Genomic DNA, 26421 nt, shown 5'->3' on the forward strand with positions numbered 1-26421 from the left:
ACGCCGACGCGCATTCGCTTGCCGCCGGGCAGATGCCGGGTAAAAGCGGGCCCATGCAGGGGAATGGGGCAACGCCACACTGGTGGCAGACGCGATGGTTCGTGTTCGCGATGGCGGTGCTGGCCGCCGTGCCGCTGATGTGGCCGGAGATCCCCCCGCTCGTCGACCTGCCCGGCCACATGGGCCGCTACCGCGTGCAGCAGACCATCGGCACCGGCGCTGCGCCCTGGCTCACCGACTGGTACAACTTCCACTGGAGCCTGATGGGCAATCTGGGGGTCGATCTCCTGATCGTGCCCCTCCAGCCGATCCTGGGCCTGGAACTCGCGGTCAAGCTGATCGTGATGGCGATCCCGGTGCTGACCGCGGTCGGCCTGTTGTGGATCGCGCGCGAGGTGCACGGCCGCATCCCGGCCACGGCGCTGTTCGCGCTGCCGCTGGTCTACAGCTATCCCTTCCACTTCGGTTTCGTGAACTTCGCGCTGTCGATGGCGCTGGCCCTCAACGCCTTTGCGCTGTGGCTGCGGCTGGGGCGGCTGGGAAAGCTCAAGCTGCGCGGGGTGATCTTCGTGCCGCTGGCGGCGCTGATCTGGCTAACCCACACGTTCGGCTGGGGGACGCTGGGCGTGCTTGCCGCCTCGGCCGAGCTGATCCGCGAGCACGACCGCCGCCGCAACTGGTTCGCCGCCCTCTTCCACGCCGGGCTGCACTGCCTGGTACTCGCGCCCCCTGCGCTCCTGATGCTGCTGTGGCGCTCGGGCCATGTCAGCGGCCAGACCGCCGACTGGTTCAACTGGCGGCTCAAGATGCAGTGGGTCACCATGGTGCTGCGCGACCGCTGGCAGCTCTACGACATCGCCTCGCTCGCGGTGCTCTACCTGGTGCTGTTCAAGGGCGTGCGCGACCCGAACATCCAATATTCGCGCAACCTCGGCCTGTCGGCGCTGTTCCTGCTCGCGGTCTACCTCCTGCTGCCCCGCATCGTGTTCGGCTCCGCCTATGCGGACATGCGGCTGGTGCCCTATCTGTTCGGCATCGCGCTGATCGCGCTCCGGCCCAAGCCCGGCATGTCGATCCGCCATGCCGCGACCGTCGCGGCGATCGGCCTCGCCATCTTCGTCGGCCGCATCGGCGCGACGACCGCCAGCTACTGGCTCTACGACCGCGACTATGACCAGGAGCTCGCCGGGCTCCCGCACGTGCCGGTCGGCGCCCGTCTCATCACCTTCATCGGGGAGACGTGCCACAACGAGTGGACGATGACCCGGCTGCAGCACCTGCCCGGGATCGCCCTCGAACGGCGCCTCGCCTACGCCAATGACCAGTGGTCGATGGTCGGCGCGCAGCTGCTCACCACCCGCTACCCCGCGCGCGGCTTCTCGCACGATCCATCGCAGATCGTGACGGACGTCCAGTGCCCGCGCGAATGGTGGCGCCCTGTCGCCGGTGCGCTCCACCGCTTCCCGCGCGACAAGTTCGACTATGTCTGGATGATCCGCCCGCCCAAATATGACCGGCGGCTGGAGCAGGGGCTGATCCCGCTGTGGCGCAACGGCACCAGCGCGGTGTTCCGCATCGACCACCGCCAGCGCGCCGCGACGCTGATGCCGACCGACCTCTACGGCCCCGCCGGCCGCCGCATCGACCGCCCCACCCGCGAGTCCTGAGGGTGCGCACCCCGGCGGAGGCCGGGGTCCAGTTGGGGTGGCGGCAATAAGGGCGCGCGACGCCGACCGGCGCCTCAGCCGCCGTTACCCCCGCCGGAACGGCGTCAGCTCACCCAGATACTCCTGCTCGTGCACCACCGCCTCGCGCTCGCGCTCGAGATACTCGGCGACGGCGCGGCGGAAGTTCGGGTCCGGCAGGTAATGCGCCGACCAGGTCGTGACCGGCGCATAGCCGCGCGCCAGCTTGTGCTCGCCCTGTGCGCCCGCCTCTACCCTCTTGAGCCCGCGCGCGATCGCGGCCTCGATCGCCTGGTAATAGCATAGCTCGAAGTGCAGGAACGGCACCTCCTCCACCGCGCCCCAGTAGCGCCCGTAGAGCGCATCCGCCCCCACCAGGTTGAGTGCCCCGGCGATCGGCTGGTCGCCGCGATAGGCCAGGATCAGCAGCACCCGGTCGCCCAGCGCCTCGGACAGCAGCGGGAAGAACGACCGCGTCAAATACGGCTGCCCCCATTTCCGGCTGCCCGTGTCCTGGTAGAATGCCCAGAACGCGTCCCAATGCGCCTCGCTGATCTCGGCACCGGCCAGGTGGCGGATCGTCAGCCCCTCGCCCGCGGCGGCGCGCTCCTTGCGGATCGCCTTGCGCTTGCGGCTCGCCAGCGCCCCCAGGAAGTCGTCGAACCCGGCATAGCCCTGGTTCTCCCAATGGAACTGCGTCCCTGCCCGCATCAGCCAGCCCGCCGCCTGCCAGCGCGGCAGTTCCTCCGAATCGACGAACGTCGCATGCGCCGAGGACAGCCCGTTCTGCCGGGTGAGCGTCTCCAGCGCGGCGATCAGCGCCGGCGCCCGGGCGGAATCGCGCAGCAGCAGCCGCGGCCCCGGCACCGGCGTGAAGGGCACCGCCACCTGCAGCTTGGGATAATAGTCGCCGCCGGCGCGCTCCCAGGCATCGGCCCAGGCGTGGTCGAACACATATTCGCCCTGGCTGTGGGCCTTGGCATAGGCGGGGGCGATCGCCGCCGGGCGCCCGTCTGCCCCGTCCACCACCACCGGCAACGGCTGCCAGCCGCTTCGCCCGCCGACCGATCCGGACCGCTCCAGCGCGGCCAGGAATCCGTGGCTCAGGAACGGATTGCCCGTGCCGGCGCAGGCATCCCAGTCGGCAGCGGGGATGGACAGCACGCCCTCGGCGATGCGCGCAGTGATGGCGGTGCTCACGCCAGCAATCTAGGCACGCGCCGGGCTCCCTCCAAGCACCGGCCGCACCGTTTTTGCCACGCTCAGGCGTCGGGGCCCGGGGGAGCCTGCGGCGGAACCGCATCCGCATCGGCAGCACCATGGGCGACAAAGGCGGCTGCACCCGCAGAATCGCGCAGGATCATCTCGCGCCTGGGCACCGGGATTACGATGCCGTGCTCCTTGAACAACAGCCACAGCCGGTTGAGCACGTCGGAGCGCACATTGCCGACGCCGCTTTCGGGATCGCTGATCCACACCAGGATGTCGTGCTCGGCGGCATAGTCGCCATAGCTGGTGAGCCACACATTGGGCTTGGGGCTCTTCAACACCCGCGGGCTCTCGCTCGCCGCGCGCAGCATCAGCGCCTGCGCGAGCTTCAGGTCGCTTTCATACCCCACCTTCACCTGGATGCGCACGCGCACGTTGCGGTCGGTGAAGGACCAGTTCTCCACCTCCTGCGTCATCAAATTCTCGTTGGGGATCAGATGCTCCTTGCCGTCGCGGGTGATGACGGAGACGGCGCGTACGCCGATCTTGTTCACCCAGCCGAAGCTCTCCCCCACCACGATCACGTCGCCCGGCTTGATCGATCGGTCCATCAGCAGGATAATGCCCGCGATCAGATTGCCGACGGTCTTCTGGAGACCAAAGCCGATCGCCAGGCCGAGCCCGCCCGAAAACACCGCAAAGGTGGTGAGGTCGATCCCCAGCAGGTCGATGCCGAAGAAGAAGGCGACCACCACCGCGCCGATCGCCGCCAGCTTCTGCGCCAGCAGCTTCTGCGTCGCATCCAGGCTCTTGGCGCGCCCGATCGAATGGCTGACCAGCCGGTTGGCGAGCCGCACGAGCGCATAGAGGCCGACCGCCACCACCGCGACCGACACCAGCGACAGCAGCGACAGCCGCCGTCGCCCGACATCGAAGCCGACCCGCTCAAGCGCGCCCGTCACATTGTCGAAGCCGCCCAGCGCATTGCTCAGCACGCCCACGAAGATCACCGCGCCGATCGTCCACGCCGCCCAGCGCGGCAGGTGCAGTCCGCGCAGCACGTCGATCGCAAGCCGCGCGGTGGTCCAGCCGAGCACCAGGCCGATGCCGAACGCCGACAGCGGGTGCCAGCCATAGCTGCCGGCGACGATCGACAGCAGCGCGGCTGCGGCGGCATAGCGCACGATCTGGCACAGGCGGGGGGCAATCCCCTCCCCCTGCCCGTCGAAGTGGTTGCGCCAGAAGCCGGCAATCCCGGGCCCCAGCCGGCGGCCGGCGATCCAGCCGAGCGTCAGCGCCAGCAACACCAGCGCCGCCGCGATCAGCGCCTCGATCAGCGCCGGCGTGCCGGGAATGGTGATGCCGAATTCGGCGAGCCGGCTCACCACGCCGTCACCCCCGCGCTGCGCGGAAGCGGGCAAGCCCGGCGTCGAGGTCGGCGATCAGGTCGTCCACGTCCTCCAGCCCGATCTGCAGCCGCACCATCGGCCCCTCGGCTTGCCAGCGGGTGGCGCTGCGATAGCGCTCAGGGTCGATCGGCACCGCCAGGCTCTCGAACCCGCCCCAGCTATAGCCGATCGCGAACAGTTCCAGCCCGTCGATCAGCGCTGCCCGCGCCGCCTCGTCCCCGCCGTCGAGGACGAAGGAGAACAGGCCGGAGGACCCGCGGAAATCGCGCGCGAAGATGTCGTGGCCCGGCGTGCCCGGCAGGGCCGGGTGCAGCACGCGGGCGACCCCCGGCTGCTCGCCCAGCCAGCGCGCGAGCGCGAGCGCACTCTCGCCATGCCGGTCGAGCCGCACCGCCATGGTGCGAAGCCCCCGCGAGCCCAGATAGGCGTCGTCGGGCGAGACATGCTGGCCCAGCTGGTAGCTGGCGTTGCGCAGCGCCGCGAACTTGCCGGGCGCCGCCGTCACCGATCCCAGCATCGCGTCCGAATGGCCGACGACGTACTTGGTGCAGGCCATGATCGTATAGTCGACGCCCAGTTCGATTGCCGGGAACAGCAGCGGCGTCGCCCAGGTGTTGTCGAGCAGCGTGGTGACCCCGCGCGCCTTGGCGGCGGCGACGATCGCCGGCACGTCCTGCACCTCGAAGGTCAGGCTCCCCGGGCTTTCCATGAAGATCGCGCGCGTGTTCGGCCCGATCAGCTCGGCGATCCCCGCGCCCACCATCGGGTCGTAGTAGCGCGTGGTGATGCCGAAGCGCTTGAGCAGCCCGTCAGCCAGGTGGCGGGTCGGGTCATAGGCGCTGTCGACCAGCAGCAGCTCGTCGCCCGGCGACAGCACCGCCAGCAGCGCGGTCGAGATCGCCGCCACGCCCGACGGATAGAGCAAAGTCGCCTCGGCACCCGGCTCCAGCTGGGTCAGCGCATCGGCCAGCGACCATTGCGTCGGCGTGCCGCGCCTGCCGTAGAACAGCTTGTGGTGGGTGTCCCGGCCGGCGGTAGCGCGCAGCTCCTCGACCGTATCGTAGAGGATGGTCGACGCCCGCCACACCGGCGGGTTGACGATGCGCTGGGTCCACTCCGGCCGCCGCCCTGCGCCGACGACGCGCGTACCCGCACCCTTGCCCTCGCCCGCCTCGCTCACAATGTCACCGTCGCCTTGGGCGTGGTCGGGTCCGATGCCCAATCGGTCCAGCTGCCGTCGTAGAGTGCGGCGTCGCGGCCGAGCAGGTGGAGCCCGAACGCCAGCACCGCCGCCGTCACGCCCGAACCGCATGTGGTGACGATCGGCCGGTCGAGGTCGACGCCCGAGTCCTCGAACGCGGCGCGCAGCGCGTCGCCCCGCTTCCACGTGCCGTCGGTGGCAAAGAGCTTGCCATAGGGCAGGTTGAAGGAGCCGGGGATGTGCCCGGTCGGCAGCCCGCGCGGGTCGAGTTCGGCGCCGCTGAAGCGCGCAGCCGAACGCGCGTCGAGCAGCTGCTCGGCACCGCTGTCCAGGTTCGCGCGCACGTCCGCCTTGGTCCGCATCCGGCTGGGATCGAAGTGCAGGTGGCGCGTCACCGTATGGGCCGCGCCATGGCCGGTCTGCAGCGGCCGCCCTTCCGCGCGCCACTTCGGGATTCCGCCGTCGAGCAGGCTCGCCGCCACCCCATAGCGCTTGAGCAGCCACCAGGCGCGCGCCGCGCTGTGATAGGGGGAGTCGTCATAAAGGACGATCGTCGCGCCATCGTCGATGCCCAGCGCACCCAGCAGCCGGGCGACGCCAGCGGTGGCACCCTCGGCCGCCGCCTGCGAAAGATGGCCGAGGTCGAGAAAGGCGGCGCCGGGGATATGGCCGGCCGCGAACTCCGCTGCCGCATCGCGCCCCTCGGCGCCCAGCGTTCCGAACCAGGTCGCGTCCAGCAGGTGAAGCCCGGGGCTTCCCAGCTGCGCCGCCAGTTCGTGTGTGGTCACCAGCGCGTCCATGCCGTCTCCTTCGCTGCGTCGCCTCGTGCTCTACGCATCGCCGCCGGTCCCGTCGAGGCATCGGAAAGGCGGATCGCCCCGTTCCCTTTCGGTGGCCGGCATCCTACATGCGCGCGCATGACTCCAAAGCATCTGGGCCAGAGCAGCGGGCTTCCCGCATCGCCGGAACAGGCCGAACTCGACTATGTCCCCAACCCGCGGGAAGGCTCGCGCTACTGCGTGCGCTTCACCGTGCCCGAATTCACCTCGCTGTGCCCGGTCACCGGCCAGCCGGATTTCGCGCACCTGGTGCTCGACTATGTGCCCGACGCCACCATCGTGGAATCCAAGTCCCTGAAGCTGTTCCTGGGATCGTTCCGCAACCACGCGGCCTTTCACGAGGATTGCACGGTCGGCATCGGTGAGCGGCTGTTCGCCGAGATGAAGCCGCTGTGGCTGCGCATCGGCGGCTATTGGTACCCGCGCGGCGGCATCCCGATCGACGTGTTCTGGCAGTCGGGCGAGCCGCCGGCGGGCGTCTGGATCCCGTCGCAGGACGTCCCCGGCTACCGCGGGCGCGGCTGAGTTCGCCTTCGCGGCCCTGACGCGGCGCAGCAGGAAAGAAGCGCTTTTTGCCCTGCTGCGTCGGTTTTCAGATATTGCACTGCACCATCGGTGAAACTAACTTCCGCCTCACGCATTTGCCTGTTGTAGCCGGCGAGTGTTTCGCCGGTCTTTCCAGCGTGAGGGACGTGGATGGCGCCGAGTATCGCCGCACCGGGTGGCATGGATCACATCGCCCTGATCGGCAACTTCCTGCCGCGCAAGTGCGGCCTGGCGACCTTCACCACCGACACCTACAACGCGCTGAAGCAGCGCTTCCCGGACCTCAAGGTCGACGTCTATGCGATGGACGACCGGCCGGGCCTGCACGCCTATCCGCCCGCGGTCACGCACAGCATCCCGCAGAACGACCGCGCCGCCTATAGCGAGGCTGCGCGCCGGATCGCGGAGAGCGGGGCGAAGGCGCTGTGGGTCCAGCACGAATACGGCATCTACGGCGGTGCGGCCGGCGACTATCTGCTGGCGCTGCTCGACCGCGTCACCGTTCCTGTCATCGTCACCCTCCACACCATCCTGGAGAAGCCCAGCGCCGACGAGCGCCGGGTGATGGACGCGCTCCTGCGCCGTGCCGCGCGCGTGATCGTCATGGCCGACAAGGGTCGCGAGATCCTGACCCGCGTCCACGGCGTCGATCCGCACAAGCTCGTGATGATCCCGCACGGCGTGCCCAACCGCGCCTATGTCGAGCCCGCCGCCATGAAGGGCCGGTTCGGCTGGGGCGATCGCGACGTGATCCTGACCTTCGGCCTGCTCGCGCCCAACAAGGGCATCGAGACGATGATCGAGGCGCTGCCGGCGGTCGTCGGCGCGCACCCGCGTGCGCTCTACGTGGTGCTCGGCGCCACCCACCCGCACCTCGTCGAGCATGAGGGCGAGGCCTATCGCGACCGGCTGAAGGCGCTCGCCGCCGAGCGCGGCGTCGCCGACAACGTCGTGTTCGTCGACGCCTTCGTCGAGCATGAGGAACTGCTCGACTACCTCCAGGCAGCCGACCTCTACGTCACCCCCTACAGCAACCCGGCCCAGATCACCTCGGGCACGCTTTCCTATGCCGTCGGCATGGGCAAGGTCGTGATCTCGACGCCCTATGTGCACGCCAGCGAGATTCTTGCCGACGACCATGGCGTGCTGGTGCCGTTCGGCGACAGCGGCGCCTTCGCGCGCGAGATCAACCGCCTGCTCGGCAACGCGGGTGCTCGCCATGCGCTCGCCGAGCGTGCCTATGCGCATGGCCGCTCCATGCTGTGGCCGCGCCTGGCGGAGCGCGCGATGGCGGAGGTCGCCGATGCCGTCGCGGCCCTCCCCCACCGCATCCCGCGCACCAACGAGCTCGCCCCGCTCAAGCCCACCATCGCCGCGGTCGAGCGGATGAGCGATGCCACGGGCATGCTCCAGCATTCGATCTTCTCGATCCCCGATCGGCGCCACGGCTATTGCATCGACGACAATGCCCGCGCGCTGATCCTGATGCACCGCATCGACGAGCTCGACGAGGCGACGCGCGACAAGTGGACCAGCGTTTACGCCGCCTTCCTCCAGCACGCCTGGAACCCGGACACGCGGCGTTTCCGCAACTTCATGAACTTCGACCGCAGCTGGTGCGAGGACGAGGGTTCGGAGGATTCGAACGGCCGTGCGCTCTGGGCGCTGGGCGTCACCGCGCGCGAGGCGCGGGCGCGCAAGCATCGCGACTGGGCGATCGCGCTGTTCGACGCCACCGCCGGCATCGCGCTGGAACTCGGCAGCCCGCGGGCCCGCGCCTTTGCGATGCTCGGCGCCGCCGCGATGCTCGACGTCTATCCGGGCCACCCGCTCGCGCGCGACATCCTCACCCGCTTCGGTGAGGAACTGGTGGAGCTGCTCCACGAAACCCGCCGCCCCGAGTGGCAGTGGTTCGAGATCGTGCTGGCCTATGACAACGCGCGCCTGCCCGAAGCGATGATCCGAGCCGGCCAGACGCTGGAGCGTCCCGACCTCCTGCAGGTGGGGCTGGAGACGCTCGACTGGATCGTCGCGCGCCAGACCTCGCCCGAGGGGCGCTTCCGCGCGGTCGGCACCGAGAGCTTCCACCGCCCCTATGCGGACCCGCTGCCCTTCGACCAGCAGCCGCTGGAGGCGCAGGCGACCATCGACGCCTGCATCGCCGCGCATGAAGTCACGGGCGACGAACGCTGGGCGGTCGAGGCGATGAAGGCCTATCGCTGGTATCTCGGGGTCAACGACCTCGACCTGCCGCTCGCCTCCGGTGCGGATGGCGGCTGCTTCGACGGCCTGATGCCGCACGGGCTCAACCAGAATCAGGGCGCGGAGTCGATCCTCGCCCTGCAACTCGCGTCCTGTGCGATTTCCCGGCTTTCAAAGCGGCCCCCGGTCGTGGCAGAGGGCCGCGCCGTCGCCTGAACGGGCGAACGCGCTATACGAGAGCTTCCCAGAGGTTTCGCATGCTGAATCTGGTCACGCACCCGCTGCGGCTGCACGCCGATCCCTCGCGGGTGGTGGTTCGGCCCTTCCATATCGCCTGGCAGTCGAACGGCACCACCCCCAGCCGCACCGAGCGGATGGTGACGGCGGTACTGGCGATGTCGCCCGAAGAGACGCGCCACCAGCTCGAGGTGGTGCTCAAGGACTTCGAGGCACGCCACTGGCAGACGCGGCGCGTCTTCATGACCCGCTACGACGAGATCGAGGCGCAGCTCGGGCTCGACGGCAGTCAGATCGGCGACGAAAAGCGCCAGCTGATCGGCGCCTATTTCTGCCACGAGTACAGCTATGCCGCCGCGGCGTTGATGAACCCCAGCGCCGTGCCGCACTTCGACCAGACGGGCATGCAGCCGGGAAGCCTGCGCATCCTGATGTCGATGCGCTCGGTGGGTGAGGGCCACATTTCCTCGGTCGCCTTCCGCGAAGGCATCATCACCGACCAGAACGAGATGCGCCTCGCGCCCGAGCCGCCGTTCGCGACCGCGGCGGACGCGATCGGCGACGAGGAAACGGCGCCCGCCGGCCCCGTCACCGTCTACCGCCACCGCGATTCGACGCTGTCCGGCACCGTCATCTTCCCGATCACCCAGGCCCAGTCCAAGGGGCTGGAGGACATGCGCCTCGTCCACTTCACCCACGACGATGGGCAACAGGAGTGGCTGGGCACCTACACCGCCTATAACGGCTCGCAGATCCAGTCGGAGCTGCTGCGCACCCGCGACTTCCGCGCGTTCGACCTCGTGCCGATGACCGGCAGCGCGGCGCGCAACAAGGGCATGGGCCTGTTCCCGCGCAAGGTGAACGGCAAGTACATGATGATCGGTCGCCAGGACGGCGAGAACCTGTTCCTGATCGAGTCCGACACCCTCACCCATTGGGACGAAGGTGCGCTGCTGCTCACCCCGGAATACCCCTGGGAGCTGGTACAGATCGGCAATTGCGGCCCGCCCATTGAGCTCGACGAGGGCTGGCTGGTGCTGACCCACGGCGTCGGCGCGATGCGGAAGTATTCGATCGGCGCGGTGCTGCTCGACAAGCACGATCCGTCGAAGGTGATCGGCCGCACCCGCGAGCCGATCCTCGCCGCCGCCAACGAGGACCGCGAGGGCTATGTCCCCAACGTCGTCTATTCCTGCGGCGCGCTGCGCCACGGCGACAAGCTCTTCATCCCCTATGGCGTCGCCGACAGCTCCGTCGCCTTCGCCTTTGTCGAGATCCAGTCGCTGCTCTCGGTGATGTAAGCCGGGAGGCCCCCGCCTCCCCTCTCCGTACCCCCGGCGAAGGCCGGGGCTCAGTTGGGGGACGACAGCGAGGGTCTCTACCCCGCCTCAGCGGAACAGTGCTCCTGCGGAGGCAGGAGCCCAGGGTTCCAAGCACCGCAAGCCGTTGGTCTGCTTGGCCCTGGATTCCTGCCTCCGCAGGAGTACGGGTGCACCAAAGGTGCTCCCGCCCGCGCGGGAACACGAGAGAGCGCACGATCTCCTCGACCATTCCCCCCAAACGCAAACGGCCCGCCGCTCCCTCAAGCGACGGGCCGCAATGCAATACGGAAAGGCAGCCTCAGCCGCCGATGCGCACCGGCATGTAGATGCCCTGGCCGCGGCGTTGCACGAACAGCAGCACCTGGTCGCGACCGGCCGCCTTGGCCTGCGTCACCAGGCGGGCGACGTCGGCGGCGTTGGCGACGGGGGTCCGGTTGACCGAGACGATCACGTCGCCGCGGCGGATGCCCTTGCCGGCCGCATCGCTCGACGGGTCGGTACCGGTGACCACCACGCCCTTCACCGCCGGATCGACGCCGATGCTGCGCGCGATGGACGGGGTCAGCGGGGTCACGCCGATGCCCAGCGATGCCGCGCCCGTATCCTGGGGCGCCTCTTCCTGCGGCATGCCGCTGTCGTCTTCGGGGTTGAACTGCGCCAGCTGCTCCTCCGGCGGCCGCTTGCCGACGGTGACGGTCACCGTCTGGCGCTTGCCGTCGCGCAGCAGCTCGACGGGGATGCGGGTTCCCGGCGCCGTGTTGGCGACCAGATAACTCAGCGTCTGCTCCGGCGTCACTTCCTTGCCGTTGACGGCCACTACCACGTCGCCCTGGCGGATGCCGGCCTTGGCCGCCGCTTCGCCCGGCTCGATGCGCGAGATCAGCTCGCCGCGATCCTTGGGCAGGCCCAGCGCCGCGCCGATGTTCTCGTCGATGGGCTGGATGCCGACGCCCAGATAGCCGCGCTCGATCGCTTGGCCGCGCATCAGCTTGTCGACGATCGGCTTGGCCTGCTCGGCCGGGATCGCGAGGCCGATGCCGATGTTGCCGCCGGTCGGCGACAGGATCTGCGAGTTGATGCCGATGACATTGCCCTGCAGGTCGAACATCGGGCCGCCCGAGTTGCCGCGGTTGATCGCGGCATCGGTCTGGATGAAGCGGTCATAGGTGCCGCCGCCGGTCACGCGGTTGATCGCCGAGACGATGCCCGCGGTCACCGATCCGCTCAGGCCGAACGGGTTGCCGATCGCGACGACCCAGTCACCGACGCGCGCCTGGCGCGAATCGCCGAAGCGCACGAACGGGAAGGTCGCGCCCTCGATCTTGAGCACCGCCAGGTCCGAGGCCGCGTCGCGGCCGACGAGTCGCGCCTTGAACTCGCGACGATCGGACAGCGTCACCGTGATCGTCTCGACCACCGCGGAGGCAGTGCCGGCCGACACGACGTGGTTGTTGGTGACGACATAGCCATCGGCCGAGATCAGGAAGCCCGAGCCGAGCGACTGCGCCTCCTGCGTGCGGGCGCCACCGCCGCCGCCGCGCGGGCCGCCGAAGAACTGCTCGAACGGGGTGCCGGCGAACGGGTTGTTCTGCTGCACGGTCACGCGCTGGGTGGTGGAGATGTTGACCACCGCCGGCTGGAGCCGCGCGACCAGGTCGGCGAAGCTCATCGGCGCGCCCGCGCGCGGCGCGGTGCTGGCGATCGCGCCGGGTTCGTTCTGTGCCGTCTGGGCGCCAGCGGGGGGCTGGAAGCTGAAGGCTGCCGCGGTGCCGCCGAGCAGCAGCGCAGAGGTAAGGGCGTAGGCGTAACGCACTAGGATAGGTCCTCTCTAAACGACAGGGATCGTTCGATCCCAGGCTATGTGCTTGATGCTGAACTTGATTTGAATGCCCCCCGGCACGGTCTCCTCAGCGTTCTCGACCCTGGAACTCCCGCAGATAGCCATTGTTCGGCGACAGCACGATCGAGGTATCGCCGTTGTCCTCCCCCTTGGCAAAGGTCGTGCGATAGGATTCCATCGCGCGCCAGAACGCATAGAAGTCCGCGTCCTTGCCAAAGCTCTGCGCATAGATCTGCGCCGCCTGCGCCTCGGCATCGGCGCGGATGATCTGCGCCTGCTTCTGGCCGCGCGCCTGGATCGTCACCGCCTCCTGCTGCCGGGCCGAGCGCATGCGGTTGAGCGCGCTGGTGAGCGGGCTGCCCTCCGGCAGGTCGGCGTGCTTGATCCGCACGTCGACGATCTCGGCACCATATTGCGCGGCGGTGCGCTGGAGCGCGGTCTGGATATTCTCCATCACCTGCGTGCGCTCCGGGCTCAGCAGTGCCGCGAACGGGCGCTTGCCCAGTTCGCCGCGCAGGGTCGAGCCCAGGATCGGCTGCAACTGGTCGGCCACGCTCTGCTCGGACCCCGCAGTCACCACCATCTGCACCGGATTGACGATGCGGAAGCGCGCGAACGCGTCCACTTCCAGCCGCTGCTGGTCGCTGGAGAGCACCTGCTGGTTGTCGAGTTCGACCGCCAGCACGCGCTTTTCCACCCACACCAGCCGGTCCAGGAACGGAATGCGCAGCACGATGCCGGCACCGCTGCGGCCGAACGGCTGGCCCGGCTCATAGCGGTTGACGATGGCGATCGGCTGCTGGACGCGCAGGATCACCGCCTGCTTGGCTTCCGGCACGATCGCGATCGAGCTCACCGCCAGGATAGCGAGCACCAGCAGCGCGATCCCGATCGCCACGGGATTGCGGAACAGGCTGCGGCTCATCGTGCGGTCTCCATCGCCTCGGGCGTGGTCGGGGCGGTGGCCCGGCGGCGCACCTCGGGCAGCGGCAGATAGGTCTGCACGCCCGGCTCGACGATCGTCTTGTCGGCGCCGCGCAGCACCTGCTCCATGGTCTCGTAATAAAGACGGCGGCGGGTCACCTCGGGGGCGGCGCGATACTGTTCGTAGATGCGGTCGAACTGCGCGGCATCGCCCTGCGCCCGCTCGATCACCTGCTGCGCATAGGCGCGCGCGTCGTTGAGGTTGGACTGCGCCTGCTGCTGCGCCGCCGTCACCGCCTTGAACGCGTCGTCGACCGCGGCCGGGGCCGCCGCCTGCTTGATCGCCACGCCCAGGATGCGGATGCCCGACTTATACTCGTCGAGCAGCGCCTGCATGCGCTGCTGCACGTCGCCCTGGATGCCGATACGGCCGGCACCGATCGCCTGGTCCAGCTCGACGTTGGCGATCTCGGCGCGCATCGCGCTCTCGGCCACCGCGCGCACCGTCTCGCGCGGGTCGGCGATCTCGAAGACGTAATTCTCCGGCGTCTTGATGTCCCAGCGCACCGAATAGCCCAGGTCGACGATGTTCTGGTCGCCCGTCAGCATCAGGTTCGGCTGGTTGCCCGCCGGGAAGTTCTCCGTCCGCACTTCCTTCACGTCCACCATCTGGACGGAGGCGAAGGGCGTCGGCAGCGTCAGCTTGAACCCCGGATCCAGCGTGCCGGTATAGCGGCCAAAGCTGGTGGCGACGCCGCGCTCCTGCGGGCCCACGACGTGGACGCAGGTGATCAGCCACAGCCCCACCAGCACAATCAGGCCGATCAGCCACAGCTTGCCCGCATTGGTCGGCAGGCCCGGCCCACCGCGGCCGCCATTGCCGCCGCCGCCGCCGCCCCCGCGTGCGCGGCGCAGGAAATCCTCCAGCGAGGTCGCGGTCGCCGGGCGCGCGCGCCGGCCGTCGGGGGGCAGGTTCCACGGGTTGCGCGGGCCACTCGGGCCGTCGCCGCCGCCGGATCCACCTTCGGAACCGCCGCGCCCGCCCCAGGGACCCTTGATGTTGTCGTTCCTGAGCACGCCGGCGCGTGCGAACCAGCCGGAAAAGCTTCGCATCCCTTCTTTATAGGAGGGCGGAACGCAATTTACAGTGGCAAGACATTGCTGCGCGCCTATCTGCGACGCGATGACCGACCGTTCTGCCCTGCAAGCCGCCCTTGCCCCCGTCGCCGCCGGCCGCGCCACCGCGCGGGTGGAGGGCTCGCGGGCCAGCATCGTCCTCGACGTGACCGGGCTTCCCACTGCCGCCCGCGACGCGCTGGAGGCCGACGTCCGCGCCGCCGCCCTCGCCACGCCCGGCATCGCGGAAGTGCGCGTCGCCCAGACCAGCGAGCGCGTCGGCCGCCGGCTGATCGCGGTGGCGAGCGGCAAGGGCGGCGTCGGCAAGTCCACGGTCGCCGCCAACCTCGCCATCGCCCTCGCCCGCGCCGGCCGCCGGGTCGGCCTGATCGACGCCGATATCTACGGCCCCTCGCAGCCCAAGCTGCTGGCCGTCGAGGGCACGCGCCCGGAAGCGCGCGAGAAGCAGCTGCTACCGGTCGAAACCCCCTATGGCGTGCCGTTGCTCTCGATGGGCCAGCTCGTCCCCGCCGGCCAGGCGATCGCCTGGCGCGGGCCGATGGCGGGCGGTGCCCTCACCCAGCTCGCCGAAGCCGACTGGGGCCTCCACGACACGCTGGTGGTCGATCTGCCGCCCGGCACCGGCGACGTCCAGCTCACCATGATCCAGAAGCACAAGCCGGCCGGCGCGGTGATCGTGTCGACGCCGCAGGACCTGGCGCTGATCGACGCCACCCGGGCCATCGACCTGTTCGCCAAGGCCGAGGTGCCGGTGATCGGCCTGGTCGAGAACATGTCCGGCTATGTCTGCCCGCATTGCGGCGAGGCATCCGAGCCGTTCGGCCAGGGCGGCGCCGAGGCTGCGGCCGCGAAGCTCGGCATCCCCTTCCTCGGCCGCATTCCGCTCGCGATGGCGGTGCGCCAGGCATCGGACGCGGGCACGCCGCCGGCCGCCGGGAACGGGCCGGAGGCGACCGCGTTCCACCAGATTGCCGCATCCGTCGGCGAATGGCTGGACCGCAAACAGGGATAACCGCATGCCGCTGACCCGCGACGAGGACATCCGGACGCTTCTCGAAAACGCCCGCACCATCGCGCTGGTCGGCGCCTCCGATCGCCCCAGCCGGCCCTCCTACGGCGTGATGGCCTATCTCCAGAACCACGGCTATCGCGTGATCCCGGTCAACCCGCAGATCACCGGCGAGCACGTCCACGGCGAGTTCGTCTTCCGCGAGCTCGCCCAGATCGGCGAGCCGATCGACATCGTCGACATCTTCCGCAACTCGAACGCCGCCGGGGATGCGGTGGACGAGGCGATCGCGGTCGGCGCCAAGGCAGTCTGGATGCAGCTCGGCGTCATCAACGAAGCCGCCGCCGCCCGCGCCGAGGCGGCTGGCCTGCAGGTGGTGATGAACGCCTGCCCGGCAATTGAAATCCCGCGCCTGGGCATCCCGCGCGTCGCCTGACGCCCGCCCGGCCTTTTACCTACCCCACCGTGCTCCTGCGCAGGCAGGAGCCCAGAGCCACACAGCGCAACGTCCGGTACCCTGGGCTCCTGCCTGCGCAGGAGCACAACGACCTCAATCCCGCAGCAGCTCGTTGATCCCGGTCTTCGCGCGCGTGCTCTCGTCCACCCGCTTGATGATCACCGCGCAGTACAGCGCCGGCTTGCCCTCGCCGCCGCCCAGCGATCCCGGCACGACCACCGCGTACGGCGGCACCTCGCCCATCGTCACTTCGCCGGTCGCGCGATCGACGATCTTGGTCGACTTGCCCAGGTACACGCCCATCGACAGCACCGCACCCTCGCCCACGCGCACGCCCTCGGCCACTTCCGCGCGCGCACCGATGAAGGCACCGTCGCCGATGATCACCGGGTCCGCCTGCAGCGGCTCCAGCACGCCGCCGATGCCCGCACCACCCGACAGGTGGACGTTCTTGCCGATCTGCGCGCAGCTGCCGACGGTGGCCCAGGTGTCGACCATCGTTCCTTCGCCCACATAGGCGCCGATGTTGACGAAGCTCGGCATCAGGATCGCGCCCTTCCCGACGAACGCACCCTGGCGGACGACGCTGCCGGGCACCGCGCGGAAGCCGGCGTCGCGGAAGCGCGCCTCGTCCCAGCCCTGGAACTTCGACGGCACCTTGTCGAACCAGTTGGCGCCGCCCGGGCCCTGCATCACCGCATTGTCGTTCAGTCGGAACGACAGCAGCACCGCCTTCTTCAGCCATTGGTTGACGCGCCAGCCGCCCTCGCCATCGGGCTCGGCCACGCGCGCGGCGCCGGCATCCAGCTGCGCCAGCGCCTCGGCCACCGCCTCGCGCACCGCGCCGGTGGTGGACAGGCCCAGGTTCGCGCGATCGTCCCAGGCGGCGTCGATGGTGGTTTGCAGGTCGGTCACGCGGGTGTCTCCAGGATGGTGTCGAGCCAGTCGCCCAGGTCGGCGACGGTATAATCGATGAAACTGCGGTCGGCGCCCGGCCCCTGTTCGGAGCCGTTGTCGATCCACACGGTGGTCATGCCGATCGCCTTGGCGGGCTTGAGGTTGCGGGCAAGATCCTCGACGAACAGCGCCGTCGTCGGATCGATCGCATAGGCGTCGCACAGCCCCTGATAGGCGATCGGGTCGGGCTTCGGCCGGTACTGCGTCGCATGCACGTCGTGCACCGCCTCGAACGTCTCGGCCAAGCCGATGCGGTCCAGCACCCGCGCCGCATAGGTCGCGTCGCCGTTGGTGAAGACCAGCTTGCGGCCTGGCAGCGCGCCGATCCGCGCGGCCAGCCCCAGGTCCTCCAGCACGTCCATCTCCACGTCGTGAACATAGTCCAGGAAATGGTGCGGGTCGGTGCCATGCTCGGCCATCAGCCCGGCGAGCGTCATGCCATGGGCATGGTAATAGCGCTTCTGCAGCGTGCGCGCCGCCGCCGGCTCCATCCCCAGGTGCTCGGCGATATAGGCCGTCATCCGCGCGTCGATCGCCGGAAACAGGCTCACGCTCGCCGGATAGAGCGTGTTGTCCAGATCGAAGATCCAGGTGCGGATGGGGGCGAGCGCGGGGGTCATGGGCGGCGCCCGTTTAGGCACCGGCCCTCCGCCGGGCAAGCCGCAGCATCGGCCGCATGGTTGGCGCGCGGCGCCTGCGTCCCCATCTCTTGTCCATGACCGATTATTCGCTGCTCGACCTGGTTCCGATCGTCGCCGGGGGCGACGCGGGCACCGCCCTCGCCAACGCCGCCGATCTCGCCGCCCATGCCGAGGGACTCGGCTACAAGCGCTACTGGGTCGCCGAACACCATGGTATGCCCGGCATCGCCAGCGCCGCTACCGCCGTCGTGATCGGCCATGTCGCCGCCGCCACCCGCACCATCCGCGTGGGCGCAGGCGGCATCATGCTTCCCAACCACGCGCCCCTCACCATCGCCGAGCAGTTCGGCACCCTCGACGCGCTGTTCCCCGGCCGCATCGACCTGGGCCTCGGCCGCGCGCCCGGCTCCGACCAGCGAGTCGCCCGTGCGCTGCGCCGTACGCTCGACAGCGATCCCAACGCCTTCCCGCAGGACGTGATGGAGCTGCAGAGCTATTTCGCGGCCGACGGTCGCACCGGTATCGAGGCGGTTCCCGGCGGCGGTGCCAACGTGCCGCTGTGGATTCTCGGCTCCAGCCTGTTCGGCGCGCAGCTCGCCGCAGCACTCGGCCTGCCCTATGCCTTTGCCTCGCACTTTGCGCCGGCAGCGCTCGATCAGGCGCTCGCCATCTACCGCCGCGACTTCCGCCCCTCGGCGCAGCTCGACAAGCCCTATGCGATGGCCGCGTTCAACGTGCTCGCCGCCGACACCGACGAGGAAGCCCGCTTCCTCGCCAGCTCGACCGAGCAGTCGTTCGTCGCAATCCGCACCGGCAACGCCATCCAGATGCCGCCGCCCGTCGCCAACTATCGCGACTCGATCGGCCCGCAGGGCTCCGCGATCCTCGACCAGGTGCTCGAATGCTCGGCGATCGGCGGCCCCGACACCGTCGAGCGCGGCCTCGCCGCCTTTTTGGAGCGGACCAAGGTAGACGAGGTGATGATCACCGGCGCGATGTACGACCCCGCCGACCGCCGCCGCAGCACCCGCATCGCCGCAGAAGCGATGCAGCGCCTGAACGCCCGCGGCTGACCCTTGCAGCCGGCACGCCATTCGCGTACCGGCACGGCCACCGGGCGCTTAGCTCAGTTGGTAGAGCATCTCGTTTACACCGAGAGGGTCGGCGGTTCGAGCCCGTCAGCGCCCACCATGCGTCGATCCGGCGCATCCCCGGACCTCCCCCTGCCGCCGCCCCGCTTGGCCGCGCTCCTTCCCCGGCCTATGCCCGGCGCATGATTGCGGTCGGATGCCTGTCGCTCGTCGTGCTGCCGCTGCTCGGGCTGGTGCTCGGCGGCCTCCTCGCCGGGCCGGATGGCGCGACCTGGGGAGCGGTCGCGGGGCTGGTCGTGGCGATCGCGATCAGCGGCGTCATGGGCTATGCGCTGGTGAAGATCGGCCGCCGTCGCTAGCGCCCGCCGACGGGGTGCGCAGCCTTTCGCCCCCTCGCCCGTTCCTGGATGCGCCCCGCATCAAGGACACCGACCGATGACAGACACCGCCCCCCGCCCCTTCGCCGTCGTGACCGGCGGCTCCAACGGCATCGGCCTCGAACTCGCCCGCCAGTTCGGCGAAAACGGCTACGACCTGCTGATCGCCGCCCAGGACGAGGCTCATCTGCGCGCCGCCGCGGCCGAACTCGCCGGCACCGGTGCGCATGTCGACATCCACGCCGGCGATCTCGGCCAGGAACAGGCGGTCGACGCCCTGTATCGCGCCATCGTCGCCACCGGCCGCCCGGTCGACGTGCTCTGCGTCAACGCCGGCATCGGCCTGGGCGGTCCGTTCGTGGAGACCGACCTCCAGACCGAGCTCCAGATGATCGACCTCAACGTCCGCGGCGCGGTGCAGCTCACCAAGCTCGTGCTCAAGGACATGGTCGCGCGCGACAGCGGCAAGCTGCTCTTCACCTCGTCCATCTCCGCGACCATGCCCGATCCGTTCGAGGCCGTGTACGGCGGCACCAAGGTCTTCCTGCGCTGGTTCGGGGAAGCGCTGCGCAACGAGCTGAAGGACACGGGCATCACCGTCACCGTGCTGATGCCGAGCATGACGGAAACCAACTTCTTCCACCGCGCCGACATGGACGACACCCGCGCCGGTCAGGCGAACAAGGACGATCCTGCCGTCGTCGCCAAGGCGGGGTTCGATGCGCTGATGGCCGGCAAGGACAAGGTGCTGCCGACGCTCAAGAACAAGGTGCTGAGCGCGATCGCCGACGCGCTGCCGGACCGGGCGGCCGCGCAGGCCCACCGCGGCCTCTCCGAGCCGGGCTCCGCCGACTGAGCGCGGCGCGCCCATGGCCCGCAGCGCCCGGCTGAAGGTGTTCCGCACGCCGATCGGCTTCCACGACGCCTATGTCGCCGCTCCGAGCCAGAAGGCGGCGCTGGGGGCCTGGGGCAGCGACCACGACCTGTTCGCGCGCGGCGTCGCCGAACGGGTCGAGGATCCCGAGCTCACCCGCGAGCCGCTGGCGAACCCCGGCACGGTCATCCGCCGCCTGCGCGGCACCACCGCCGAGCAGATCGCTGCCCTCCCCAAGGACCCGCCCCGCCGTCCGCGCGCGGCGCCGGAGGCGGAAAAGCCCGCCCGCAACGCCAAGCCGAAGCCGAAGCCCAAGCCGGACCGCACACCGCTGCACGAGGCGGAGCAGGCACTCGCGGACGCGCAGGCGCGCCACGCCGAGGAGCAGGAAGCGCTCGCCCGGCGCGAAGCCGAGCTCGCGCGCGAACGCCGCGCGCTGGAAAAGCGCCAGGCGGCCGAGCAGGCACGCCTCGAACGCCTGCGGGACCAGGAACGCGATCGCTACGATCGCGCCATCCGCGATTGGCGCGGCTGACGCGCTTTTCGTCGGGTAGCCGGGAACAGCACCGCCGCCGCGTGGTTGGTCTGCCGAAGATCGAAGTGGAGCGCACATCCGTGACCGACAAGAGAACCGGCATCCCCCTGGATCGCGAGGGCAATTCGGACCAGCAGGCGCAGGGCGTCTCGGGCTTCCGCGGCGAGCGCGGTGGCGATCCCTCGGCCGGGCACCCGGAACAGCGCCGCACCGTGGCGACCGAGGACGGCGCGATCGTGGTGGAGGAAAGCTCCGGCACCAGCTTCGCCGAGGCCCGGGGCACCGGCCAGCGCGCGCCGCAGGCGTCGGAGGCGGGCACGCCCGAGACGGACGCACGCAACCTGCCGCCCGAAGCGCCGGAGGACGATCCCGACCGGATCGCCTGATCGGCGCCGCCGCGAAGAACACGCAATGCCGGGGAAGACCCCGCTCTTCCCGGGCGACGTACCCCTTTCGGCCCCCACCGAACCCCTCGGGCCAGCGCTTCTTCCCGGACGCGCTGGCCTTTTCTTTGTTCGTTACGGGCGCGGCCTCGAAGCATCTCCAGATGCCGGCGCGGTCGCTTGCTGCGCCGCCTGCGCACGCTCCGGGGACCGGCTCGACTGCGAGTAGATCTCCATGCTGAGGAATCCGGCAGCGGCACCGATCATCGCCATCGCGACCTGAACGTCCAACCTGCTGCGGCGCAGGACAGCCTTGCGATGGAAGATCCCGTCGATCAGCCGGACGTTGCCGCCGACCGCGGTCAATGCCGCCAAGCCGAAGAAGACCACCGAAATCCACACCGACCCCGGCGCCCCTTGGAGCAGGCTTCCGATCAGCGTGATGGCCAGTCCCGCTCCGGCCACGCTGACGGTCGCAAGCTGGTCCAGCAATTTGGACTGGAGCTCATAGGCCAGATCCGGCGACACCTCGGCCGGCCGTTCCTGGCTGACCTCCTCCGCCAACTCTTGATCCGATCGTCGAAGCAAGCGCCGCACCGTCTTCCCCCCAACCGCACGCAGACCGTATGATCTATGGCCTGGGGTGGTCGATCCGTACAGATGCTCGGCTTCATCCTCGGCAAGAGCGAGCCGCGCCCCACTCGAATCCTGCCTTCACGGCAAAAAGGGGGCAGGAACGAGCCCCACCCCCCTGATCCCGCATCGTCCGGCGTCGCTACTCCCCTTCGCGCCGGGCCTTGGCCACGCGCTCGGGCGTCACGGTCGCTGCCTTGCCGCCGAAGTGGCGCAGCACATAGTTCGCCACCGCCGCGATCTCGGCATCGTCATAGGCGCGGCCGAACGACGGCATCGACGCGCCGCCCTGCGGCGTCCGGATCTCCGAACCGTGGAGAATCACCTGGACCAGGTTGGTCGCCTCCGGATCGTTCACCGTCTGCGCCCCGCGCAGCGCGCCATAGGGGCTGTGCGTCCCGGAACCGTCCCAGCCGTGGCAGCTGGCGCAGGCGCCTTCGAAGATGCGCAGGCCGACGGCGTCCGGACCCACTTCCGCGCGTGCCGGCGCGAACGGCGTGGAAGCGGCCATCAGCGGCGGGTTCGGGTCGACCTTCGACCCCGGCGTGCCGGGCTTGGGCGGAATGGTCTTCAGATACACCGCCATCGCGCGCAGGTCCTGCGGCGTCAGCCGGCTCAGACTCAGGCTCACCGCCTCCCCCATCGATCCGGCCGCAGCCCCGCGGCCCGGCGTGTGCCCGGTCGCCAGGTAGCGCGTGATCTCTTCCACCGACCAGTCGCCGATCCCCGTCTCAGGATCGCTGGTGAGGTTGTACGCCTTCCACCCCTGGGTCGTCGCACCCGCGAACTTCTGCCCGCTCTTGAGGCCATACAGCAGGTTGCGCGGCGTGTGGCACTCGGCGCAGTGCCCGGCGCCCTCCACCAGATAGGCGCCCCGGTTCCATTCGGCCGACTGGTTCGGGTCCGGCCGCAGCGGCTGCTTGGGCATGAACAGCAGCTTCCACGCGCGCATCAGATAGCGCTGGTTGAACGGGAAGGAGAGCTGGTTGACCGCCACCGCCTGGTTCACCGGCCGCAGCGTGTTGAGGTACGCGCGGATCGCGAGCACGTCGTCGGTGCTCATGTGGGTATAGGCGGTGTAGGGAAACGCCGGATACAGCTGCTGCCCGTCGTTGCGCACGCCGTGCCGCACCGCGCGCACGAACTCCGCATCGCTCCACGCGCCGATGCCGTTCTTGGGATCGGGCGTGATGTTCGACGAATAGATGGTGCCGAACGGCAGCTTGAACGCCAGGCCGCCGGCAAAGGGCTCGCCATTGGGCGTCGAGTGGCAGGCGACACAATCCGCCGCGGTGGCGAGGTAGCGCCCCTTCTCCACGAGCGCGCGGCCGGTCGGCTGGGCGGGGCTCGGCGCCACCGCCTCCAGCTTGGCGGGCCAGGCGAAGAAGGCGATCGCAGCCACCAGCAGCAGGCCGGCAACGGCCAGCGCGATCAGGCCGAAGCGCCTGAGGCGAGAGCCCTTCATGCCGCGCCTCCCGTGTCGCTACCCCAGGCGAGCGCTGCCGCGCCCAGCCCCAGCGCCACCGCGGGCGGCGCGATCACGCGGTTGTGCGCGTCCTTCTCCATCAGCGCCGCACGGTCGATCGGCAGCCGCCGCAGCCGGATGCCGGTCGCCGCGAAGATCGCATTGGCGAGCGCGGGCGCTGCCGACACGGTGCCCGCCTCGCCCACGCCGCCGGGATCGTCGGTGCTCTGGACGATGTGCACCTCGAACGGCGGCGTCTCGTTGATGCGCAGCTGGCGATAGTCGTTGAAGTTGCTCTGTTCGACCTGGCCTTCCTTGATGGTGATCGCATTGTAGAGCGCCGCCGAAAGGCCGAACAGCACGCCGCCCTCGATCTGCGCCTGGACGCTGTTGGGGTTCACCACCTGGCCGCAGTCGATCACCGCCACCAGCCGGCGCAGCCGCACCTCGCCCGCCGGGGTCACATGCGCCTCGCACACCAATGCCAGGTGGCTGCCGAAGCTGTCGTGCAGCGATACGCCGCGGCCGGTACGCGGCGGCAGCGGCTTGCCCCAGCCGGCCCGGCGCGCCGCCATCTCCAGCACCCGGTGCGAGCGCGGATTGTCCTTCAGCATCGCCAGCCGATATTCCACCGGATCGCGCCCCACCGAATGCGCGCATTCGTCCAGGAAGCTCTCGACCACATGGACGTTGTGGGCCGGGCCCACGCCGCGCCACCAGTTGACCTTGATCGGCGGGTCGCGCCGGATCCAGTCCACGCGTACCGCCGGGATCGAATAAGGCGTCCGGTCCGCGCCCTCGACCGCGTCTGTGTCGAGCGTCCCGTCGGGAAGGCCGGTCGGCAGGTAGCTGCCCAGCACCGATCCGCCGGTGATCCGGTCGGTCATCACCTTGACCAGCCCGTCCGGGCCGAGCCCTGCGGCGATGCGGTCGTAATAGGCCGGGCGGAACAGGTCGTGGCGGATGTCCTGCTCGCGCGTCTGCACCACCTTGAGCGGATAGGGCACCTGGCGCGCGAACTGCACCGCCTGGGTGACGCTTTCGGCCACCAGCCGCCGGCCGAAGCCGCCGCCGATCAGGTGGTTGTGCACCATCACCCGCTCGGGCGGGATGCCCAGTACCTTGGCGGCCGCACCCTGCACCGCGGTCGGCGCCTGGGTGCCGACCCAGATGTCGCAACCGTCCGGGCGCACATGCACCGTCGTGTTCATCGGCTCCATGGTGGCGTGCGCCAGGAACGGCAGCTCGTACACCGCCTCCACCCGGCTGTGCGCGTCGTCCATCGCCTCGTCGGCATCGCCCAGCTCGCGGCCCAGGATCGGCTTGCCGTTCTCGGACGCATGCTTCAGGTCGGCGAGGATCCGCTCGCTCGACACCTTCTCGTGGCCGGCGAAGTCCCAGCGCAGCTCCAGCTGCTCCAGCCCCTTCTTGGCCGCCCAGAAATGGTCGGCGACCACCGCCACCGCATTGTCGATGCGCAGCACGTCGACCACGCCCGGTACGGTGCGCGCGCCGCGGTCCTCCATCGATCGGAGCCGGCCGCCTTGGGCGGGGCAGATCTCCATCACCGCCACCTTCATGTCCGGCACCTTCACGTCGATGCCGAACACCGCCGTGCCGTTGACCTTGGACGGCGTGTCCACCCGCTGCAGCGATCGCCCGATCAGCTTGAACTGGCCCGGCTGCTTGAGCGGCACGTTCTTGGGCACCGGCTGGTTGCGCACCGCCTGCACCAGCGCGCCATAAGGCAGCGACTGGCCGTTGGCGCGGCAATAGACGCGGCCCTGGTCGGCAAAGCAGGTGTCGGGCGCGACGTTCCAACGCTGGGCGGCGGCCGCGATCAACATGGTGCGCGCGGCCGCACCCGCCTGCCGCAGCGGACCCCAGGCGCCGCGGGTGGAGGTCGATCCGCCCGTCGCCTGGCTCTTCAGGATCGGCTGGCTGTAGAGCAGCTCGTTGGGCGGTGCCGGCACCACCTCCACCTGCTCGAGCGTGACTTCCAGTTCCTCGGCCAGCAGCATCGCCTCGCCGGTGTAGATGCCCTGCCCCATCTCGGTCGACGGGATGATGAAGGTGATCTTGCCCTCGGGCGGGATGCGGATGAAGCCGCCCGGCGCGAAGCCGTCGAAGGCGGCGCCGCTTTCCGGCCCGCCCGGCGTGATCGCGCGCAGCGAGGGCTCCTCGCCCTGGCTCTGCGCCGCCGCCTTGCCCGCGCGCCCCAGCACGGCGAAGCCGAACATGAACGTGCCCGCCTTCAGGAACCGGCGGCGCGAGGCGACGCTCAGGTCCTCGGGCTCCAGCACGCCATAGGCGGGCCGGCCGATCGGTCCGTGCATCAGACGGTCTCCGCCGGCAGCCCGGCCGCGCGCTTGATGGCGGCGCGGATGCGGGGATAGGTGGCGCAGCGGCAGATGTTGCCCGACATGGCGGCGTCGATCGCGGCATCGTCGGGCGCCGGGTTGCGCCCCAGCAGCGCCGCTGCCGACATGATCTGGCCCGACTGGCAATAGCCGCACTGGACGACCTCGACGCCCAGCCACGCCTCTTGCACCTTGCGGCCGATCTCGGTCTCGCCCACCGCCTCGACGGTGGTGACGGCGCGGTTGCCGACGGCGGAGACCGGCAGCACGCAGCTGCGTGCCGGCTTGCCGTCGACATGCACCGTGCAGGCGCCGCACTGGGCGATGCCGCAGCCGAACTTGGTGCCGGTAAGGCCGACCACGTCGCGCAGCACCCACAGCAGCGGCATGTCGGGCGGCACGTCGACCTCGCGGGCCTCGCCATTGATCAGGATCGTCGTCACTCGTGTCTCCGCATCGCGCCGCCTGTTCCGCGGCACGCAATGCGGCGAGCGCTACGCCCGCGCTTCCGCGCCGTGCAACAACCCAGGTCAGCCTTCCTGCAACGCCTCTTGGTTGATCTCGGCGTCGGCGATCGCGGTCAGATCCTCGTCGGTCTGCGATTCTTCCTGCAGCGTCTCGTCGAGCAGCGCCACGGCATCCTTCAGGCCGAGCACGCCGGCCCAGCGCTTGAGCGTGCCATAGCGGGTGATCTCGTAATGCTCGACGGCCTGGGCCGCCGCCAGCAGCCCCGCGTCCAGCGCCGGAGTATCCTTATACTCCTCCATGATCTCCTCGCCCTCGGCCAGGATGCCCTCGATCGCGTCGCAGGTCTTGCCGCGCGGGGCCTTGCCGATGATCTCGAACACCTGCTGCAGGCGCTCGATCTGGCCTTCGGTCTGCTCCTTGTGCTTCTCGAACGCGGCCTTGAGCGCCTCCGACTGCGCCGCCCGCTTCATCTTGGGCAGCGACTTCAGGATCTTGCGCTCGGCGTAGTAGATGTCCTTGAGCGTGTCGTGAAACAGGGTGTCCAGGGTCTTTTGCGCCACGGCTTGGTCCTCCAGCTGGTCCGACTGAAACCGCACGACCCCGGGAAGGTTCCTGCTCCG

General features: G+C 69.7%; 25 protein-coding genes and 1 tRNA gene. 12 read left to right on the forward strand and 14 right to left on the reverse strand.

Going from position 1 to position 26421, the window contains the following annotated elements:
* Positions 1-53 precede the first annotated feature (53 nt).
* Positions 54-1667, forward strand: a complete 1614-nt coding sequence (locus ABDZ92_RS03785; protein ID WP_241211960.1) for a hypothetical protein — start codon at positions 54-56, stop codon at positions 1665-1667.
* An 84-nt stretch (positions 1668-1751) separates the two neighbouring features.
* Here ABDZ92_RS03785 and ABDZ92_RS03790 read toward each other — a convergent pair whose 3' ends face one another.
* From ABDZ92_RS03790 to ABDZ92_RS03805, 4 genes are all read right to left on the reverse strand, one after another.
* Complete coding sequence (locus tag ABDZ92_RS03790; RefSeq protein WP_343761638.1) at positions 1752-2885, reverse strand: GNAT family N-acetyltransferase; 1134 nt, start codon at positions 2883-2885, stop codon at positions 1752-1754.
* Positions 2886-2947: 62 nt separating this feature from the next.
* Positions 2948-4282, reverse strand: a complete 1335-nt coding sequence (locus tag ABDZ92_RS03795) for a mechanosensitive ion channel family protein (RefSeq protein WP_425542276.1) — start codon at positions 4280-4282, stop codon at positions 2948-2950.
* 4 nt (positions 4283-4286) lie between these two features.
* Positions 4287-5483, reverse strand: coding sequence for a cystathionine beta-lyase (gene metC, locus ABDZ92_RS03800; protein WP_241211955.1), 1197 nt, complete (start codon positions 5481-5483; stop codon positions 4287-4289).
* Entirely contained in the window at positions 5480-6304 is an 825-nt protein-coding gene (locus ABDZ92_RS03805) for a sulfurtransferase (RefSeq protein ID WP_241211956.1), read from the reverse strand. The genes metC and ABDZ92_RS03805 overlap by 4 nt, the downstream gene beginning before the upstream one ends.
* A 117-nt stretch (positions 6305-6421) precedes the next feature.
* Between ABDZ92_RS03805 and queF the strand changes: the two genes are divergently transcribed.
* The 3 genes from queF (at position 6422) to ABDZ92_RS03820 (ending at position 10629) form a co-directional block, all read left to right on the forward strand.
* Positions 6422-6868: a preQ(1) synthase gene (gene queF, locus ABDZ92_RS03810; protein ID WP_125961835.1), complete on the forward strand. Its 447-nt coding sequence runs from the start codon at positions 6422-6424 to the stop codon at positions 6866-6868.
* 171 nt (positions 6869-7039) lie between these two features.
* Entirely contained in the window at positions 7040-9307 is a 2268-nt protein-coding gene (locus ABDZ92_RS03815; RefSeq protein ID WP_125961836.1) for a glycosyltransferase family 4 protein, read from the forward strand.
* 41 nt (positions 9308-9348) lie between these two features.
* Positions 9349-10629 carry a glycoside hydrolase family 130 protein gene (locus ABDZ92_RS03820; RefSeq protein WP_125961838.1) on the forward strand — a complete coding sequence of 427 codons (1281 nt, stop codon included), beginning with the start codon at positions 9349-9351 and terminating at the stop codon, positions 10627-10629.
* A 319-nt stretch (positions 10630-10948) separates the two neighbouring features.
* On the opposite strand, the gene ABDZ92_RS03825 is transcribed toward ABDZ92_RS03820, so the two are convergent.
* The 3 genes from ABDZ92_RS03825 to hflK form a co-directional block, all read right to left on the reverse strand.
* Entirely contained in the window at positions 10949-12463 is a 1515-nt protein-coding gene (locus tag ABDZ92_RS03825) for a Do family serine endopeptidase (protein WP_125961839.1), read from the reverse strand.
* A gap of 94 nt (positions 12464-12557) precedes the next feature.
* Complete coding sequence (gene hflC / locus ABDZ92_RS03830; RefSeq protein ID WP_125961841.1) at positions 12558-13415, reverse strand: protease modulator HflC; 858 nt, start codon at positions 13413-13415, stop codon at positions 12558-12560.
* Positions 13412-14527 carry a protease modulator HflK gene (gene hflK / locus ABDZ92_RS03835; protein ID WP_272695267.1) on the reverse strand — a complete coding sequence of 372 codons (1116 nt, stop codon included), beginning with the start codon at positions 14525-14527 and terminating at the stop codon, positions 13412-13414. The genes hflC and hflK overlap by 4 nt, the downstream gene beginning before the upstream one ends.
* 70 nt (positions 14528-14597) lie before the next feature.
* On the opposite strand from hflK, the gene ABDZ92_RS03840 reads away from it, so the two are divergent.
* Both ABDZ92_RS03840 and ABDZ92_RS03845 read left to right on the forward strand, forming a co-directional pair.
* Positions 14598-15563, forward strand: coding sequence for an Mrp/NBP35 family ATP-binding protein (locus tag ABDZ92_RS03840; protein ID WP_125961229.1), 966 nt, complete (start codon positions 14598-14600; stop codon positions 15561-15563).
* Between the two features lie 4 nt (positions 15564-15567).
* A complete protein-coding gene (locus ABDZ92_RS03845) occupies positions 15568-15996 on the forward strand; it encodes a CoA-binding protein (protein WP_125961231.1) in 429 nt (142 codons plus the stop codon).
* 114 nt (positions 15997-16110) lie between these two features.
* Here ABDZ92_RS03845 and dapD read toward each other — a convergent pair whose 3' ends face one another.
* The gene (gene dapD, locus ABDZ92_RS03850; RefSeq protein WP_125961232.1) at positions 16111-16932 is read right to left on the reverse strand and encodes a 2,3,4,5-tetrahydropyridine-2,6-dicarboxylate N-succinyltransferase; all 822 of its coding nucleotides are present in this window, start codon (positions 16930-16932) and stop codon (positions 16111-16113) included.
* Positions 16929-17594, reverse strand: coding sequence for a pyrimidine 5'-nucleotidase (locus tag ABDZ92_RS03855; RefSeq protein ID WP_125961234.1), 666 nt, complete (start codon positions 17592-17594; stop codon positions 16929-16931). The genes dapD and ABDZ92_RS03855 overlap by 4 nt, the downstream gene beginning before the upstream one ends.
* A gap of 95 nt (positions 17595-17689) precedes the next feature.
* Between ABDZ92_RS03855 and ABDZ92_RS03860 the strand changes: the two genes are divergently transcribed.
* From ABDZ92_RS03860 to ABDZ92_RS03885, 6 genes are all read left to right on the forward strand, one after another.
* Positions 17690-18688: an LLM class flavin-dependent oxidoreductase gene (locus tag ABDZ92_RS03860; protein WP_125961342.1), complete on the forward strand. Its 999-nt coding sequence runs from the start codon at positions 17690-17692 to the stop codon at positions 18686-18688.
* Between the two features lie 42 nt (positions 18689-18730).
* Positions 18731-18806, forward strand: a tRNA-Val gene (locus tag ABDZ92_RS03865).
* 82 nt (positions 18807-18888) lie between these two features.
* Complete coding sequence (locus tag ABDZ92_RS03870; RefSeq protein ID WP_164521297.1) at positions 18889-19065, forward strand: hypothetical protein; 177 nt, start codon at positions 18889-18891, stop codon at positions 19063-19065.
* Between the two features lie 76 nt (positions 19066-19141).
* Positions 19142-19939, forward strand: coding sequence for an SDR family NAD(P)-dependent oxidoreductase (locus ABDZ92_RS03875; protein ID WP_343761647.1), 798 nt, complete (start codon positions 19142-19144; stop codon positions 19937-19939).
* A 13-nt stretch (positions 19940-19952) separates the two neighbouring features.
* Positions 19953-20492, forward strand: a complete 540-nt coding sequence (locus ABDZ92_RS03880) for a hypothetical protein (RefSeq protein WP_125961238.1) — start codon at positions 19953-19955, stop codon at positions 20490-20492.
* A gap of 80 nt (positions 20493-20572) precedes the next feature.
* Positions 20573-20878, forward strand: a complete 306-nt coding sequence (locus tag ABDZ92_RS03885) for a hypothetical protein (protein ID WP_125961239.1) — start codon at positions 20573-20575, stop codon at positions 20876-20878.
* A 132-nt stretch (positions 20879-21010) separates the two neighbouring features.
* Here ABDZ92_RS03885 and ABDZ92_RS03890 read toward each other — a convergent pair whose 3' ends face one another.
* The 5 genes from ABDZ92_RS03890 to ABDZ92_RS03910 form a co-directional block, all read right to left on the reverse strand.
* A complete protein-coding gene (locus ABDZ92_RS03890; protein WP_125961241.1) occupies positions 21011-21439 on the reverse strand; it encodes a hypothetical protein in 429 nt (142 codons plus the stop codon).
* A gap of 211 nt (positions 21440-21650) precedes the next feature.
* Positions 21651-22973: a c-type cytochrome gene (locus ABDZ92_RS03895; protein ID WP_125961243.1), complete on the reverse strand. Its 1323-nt coding sequence runs from the start codon at positions 22971-22973 to the stop codon at positions 21651-21653.
* A complete protein-coding gene (locus tag ABDZ92_RS03900; RefSeq protein WP_125961245.1) occupies positions 22970-25309 on the reverse strand; it encodes a xanthine dehydrogenase family protein molybdopterin-binding subunit in 2340 nt (779 codons plus the stop codon). Before ABDZ92_RS03900 ends, ABDZ92_RS03895 begins: the two co-directional genes overlap by 4 nt.
* The gene (locus ABDZ92_RS03905; protein WP_125961247.1) at positions 25309-25776 is read right to left on the reverse strand and encodes a (2Fe-2S)-binding protein; all 468 of its coding nucleotides are present in this window, start codon (positions 25774-25776) and stop codon (positions 25309-25311) included. The genes ABDZ92_RS03900 and ABDZ92_RS03905 overlap by 1 nt, the downstream gene beginning before the upstream one ends.
* Before the next feature lie 87 nt (positions 25777-25863).
* Positions 25864-26361, reverse strand: a complete 498-nt coding sequence (locus ABDZ92_RS03910) for a YciE/YciF ferroxidase family protein (RefSeq protein WP_125961343.1) — start codon at positions 26359-26361, stop codon at positions 25864-25866.
* Positions 26362-26421: the final 60 nt, after the last annotated feature.

The sequence above is a fragment of the Sphingomonas molluscorum genome, from assembly GCF_039522995.1.
In the GTDB taxonomy this organism is placed as follows: Bacteria; Pseudomonadota; Alphaproteobacteria; order Sphingomonadales; family Sphingomonadaceae; genus Sphingomonas; species Sphingomonas molluscorum.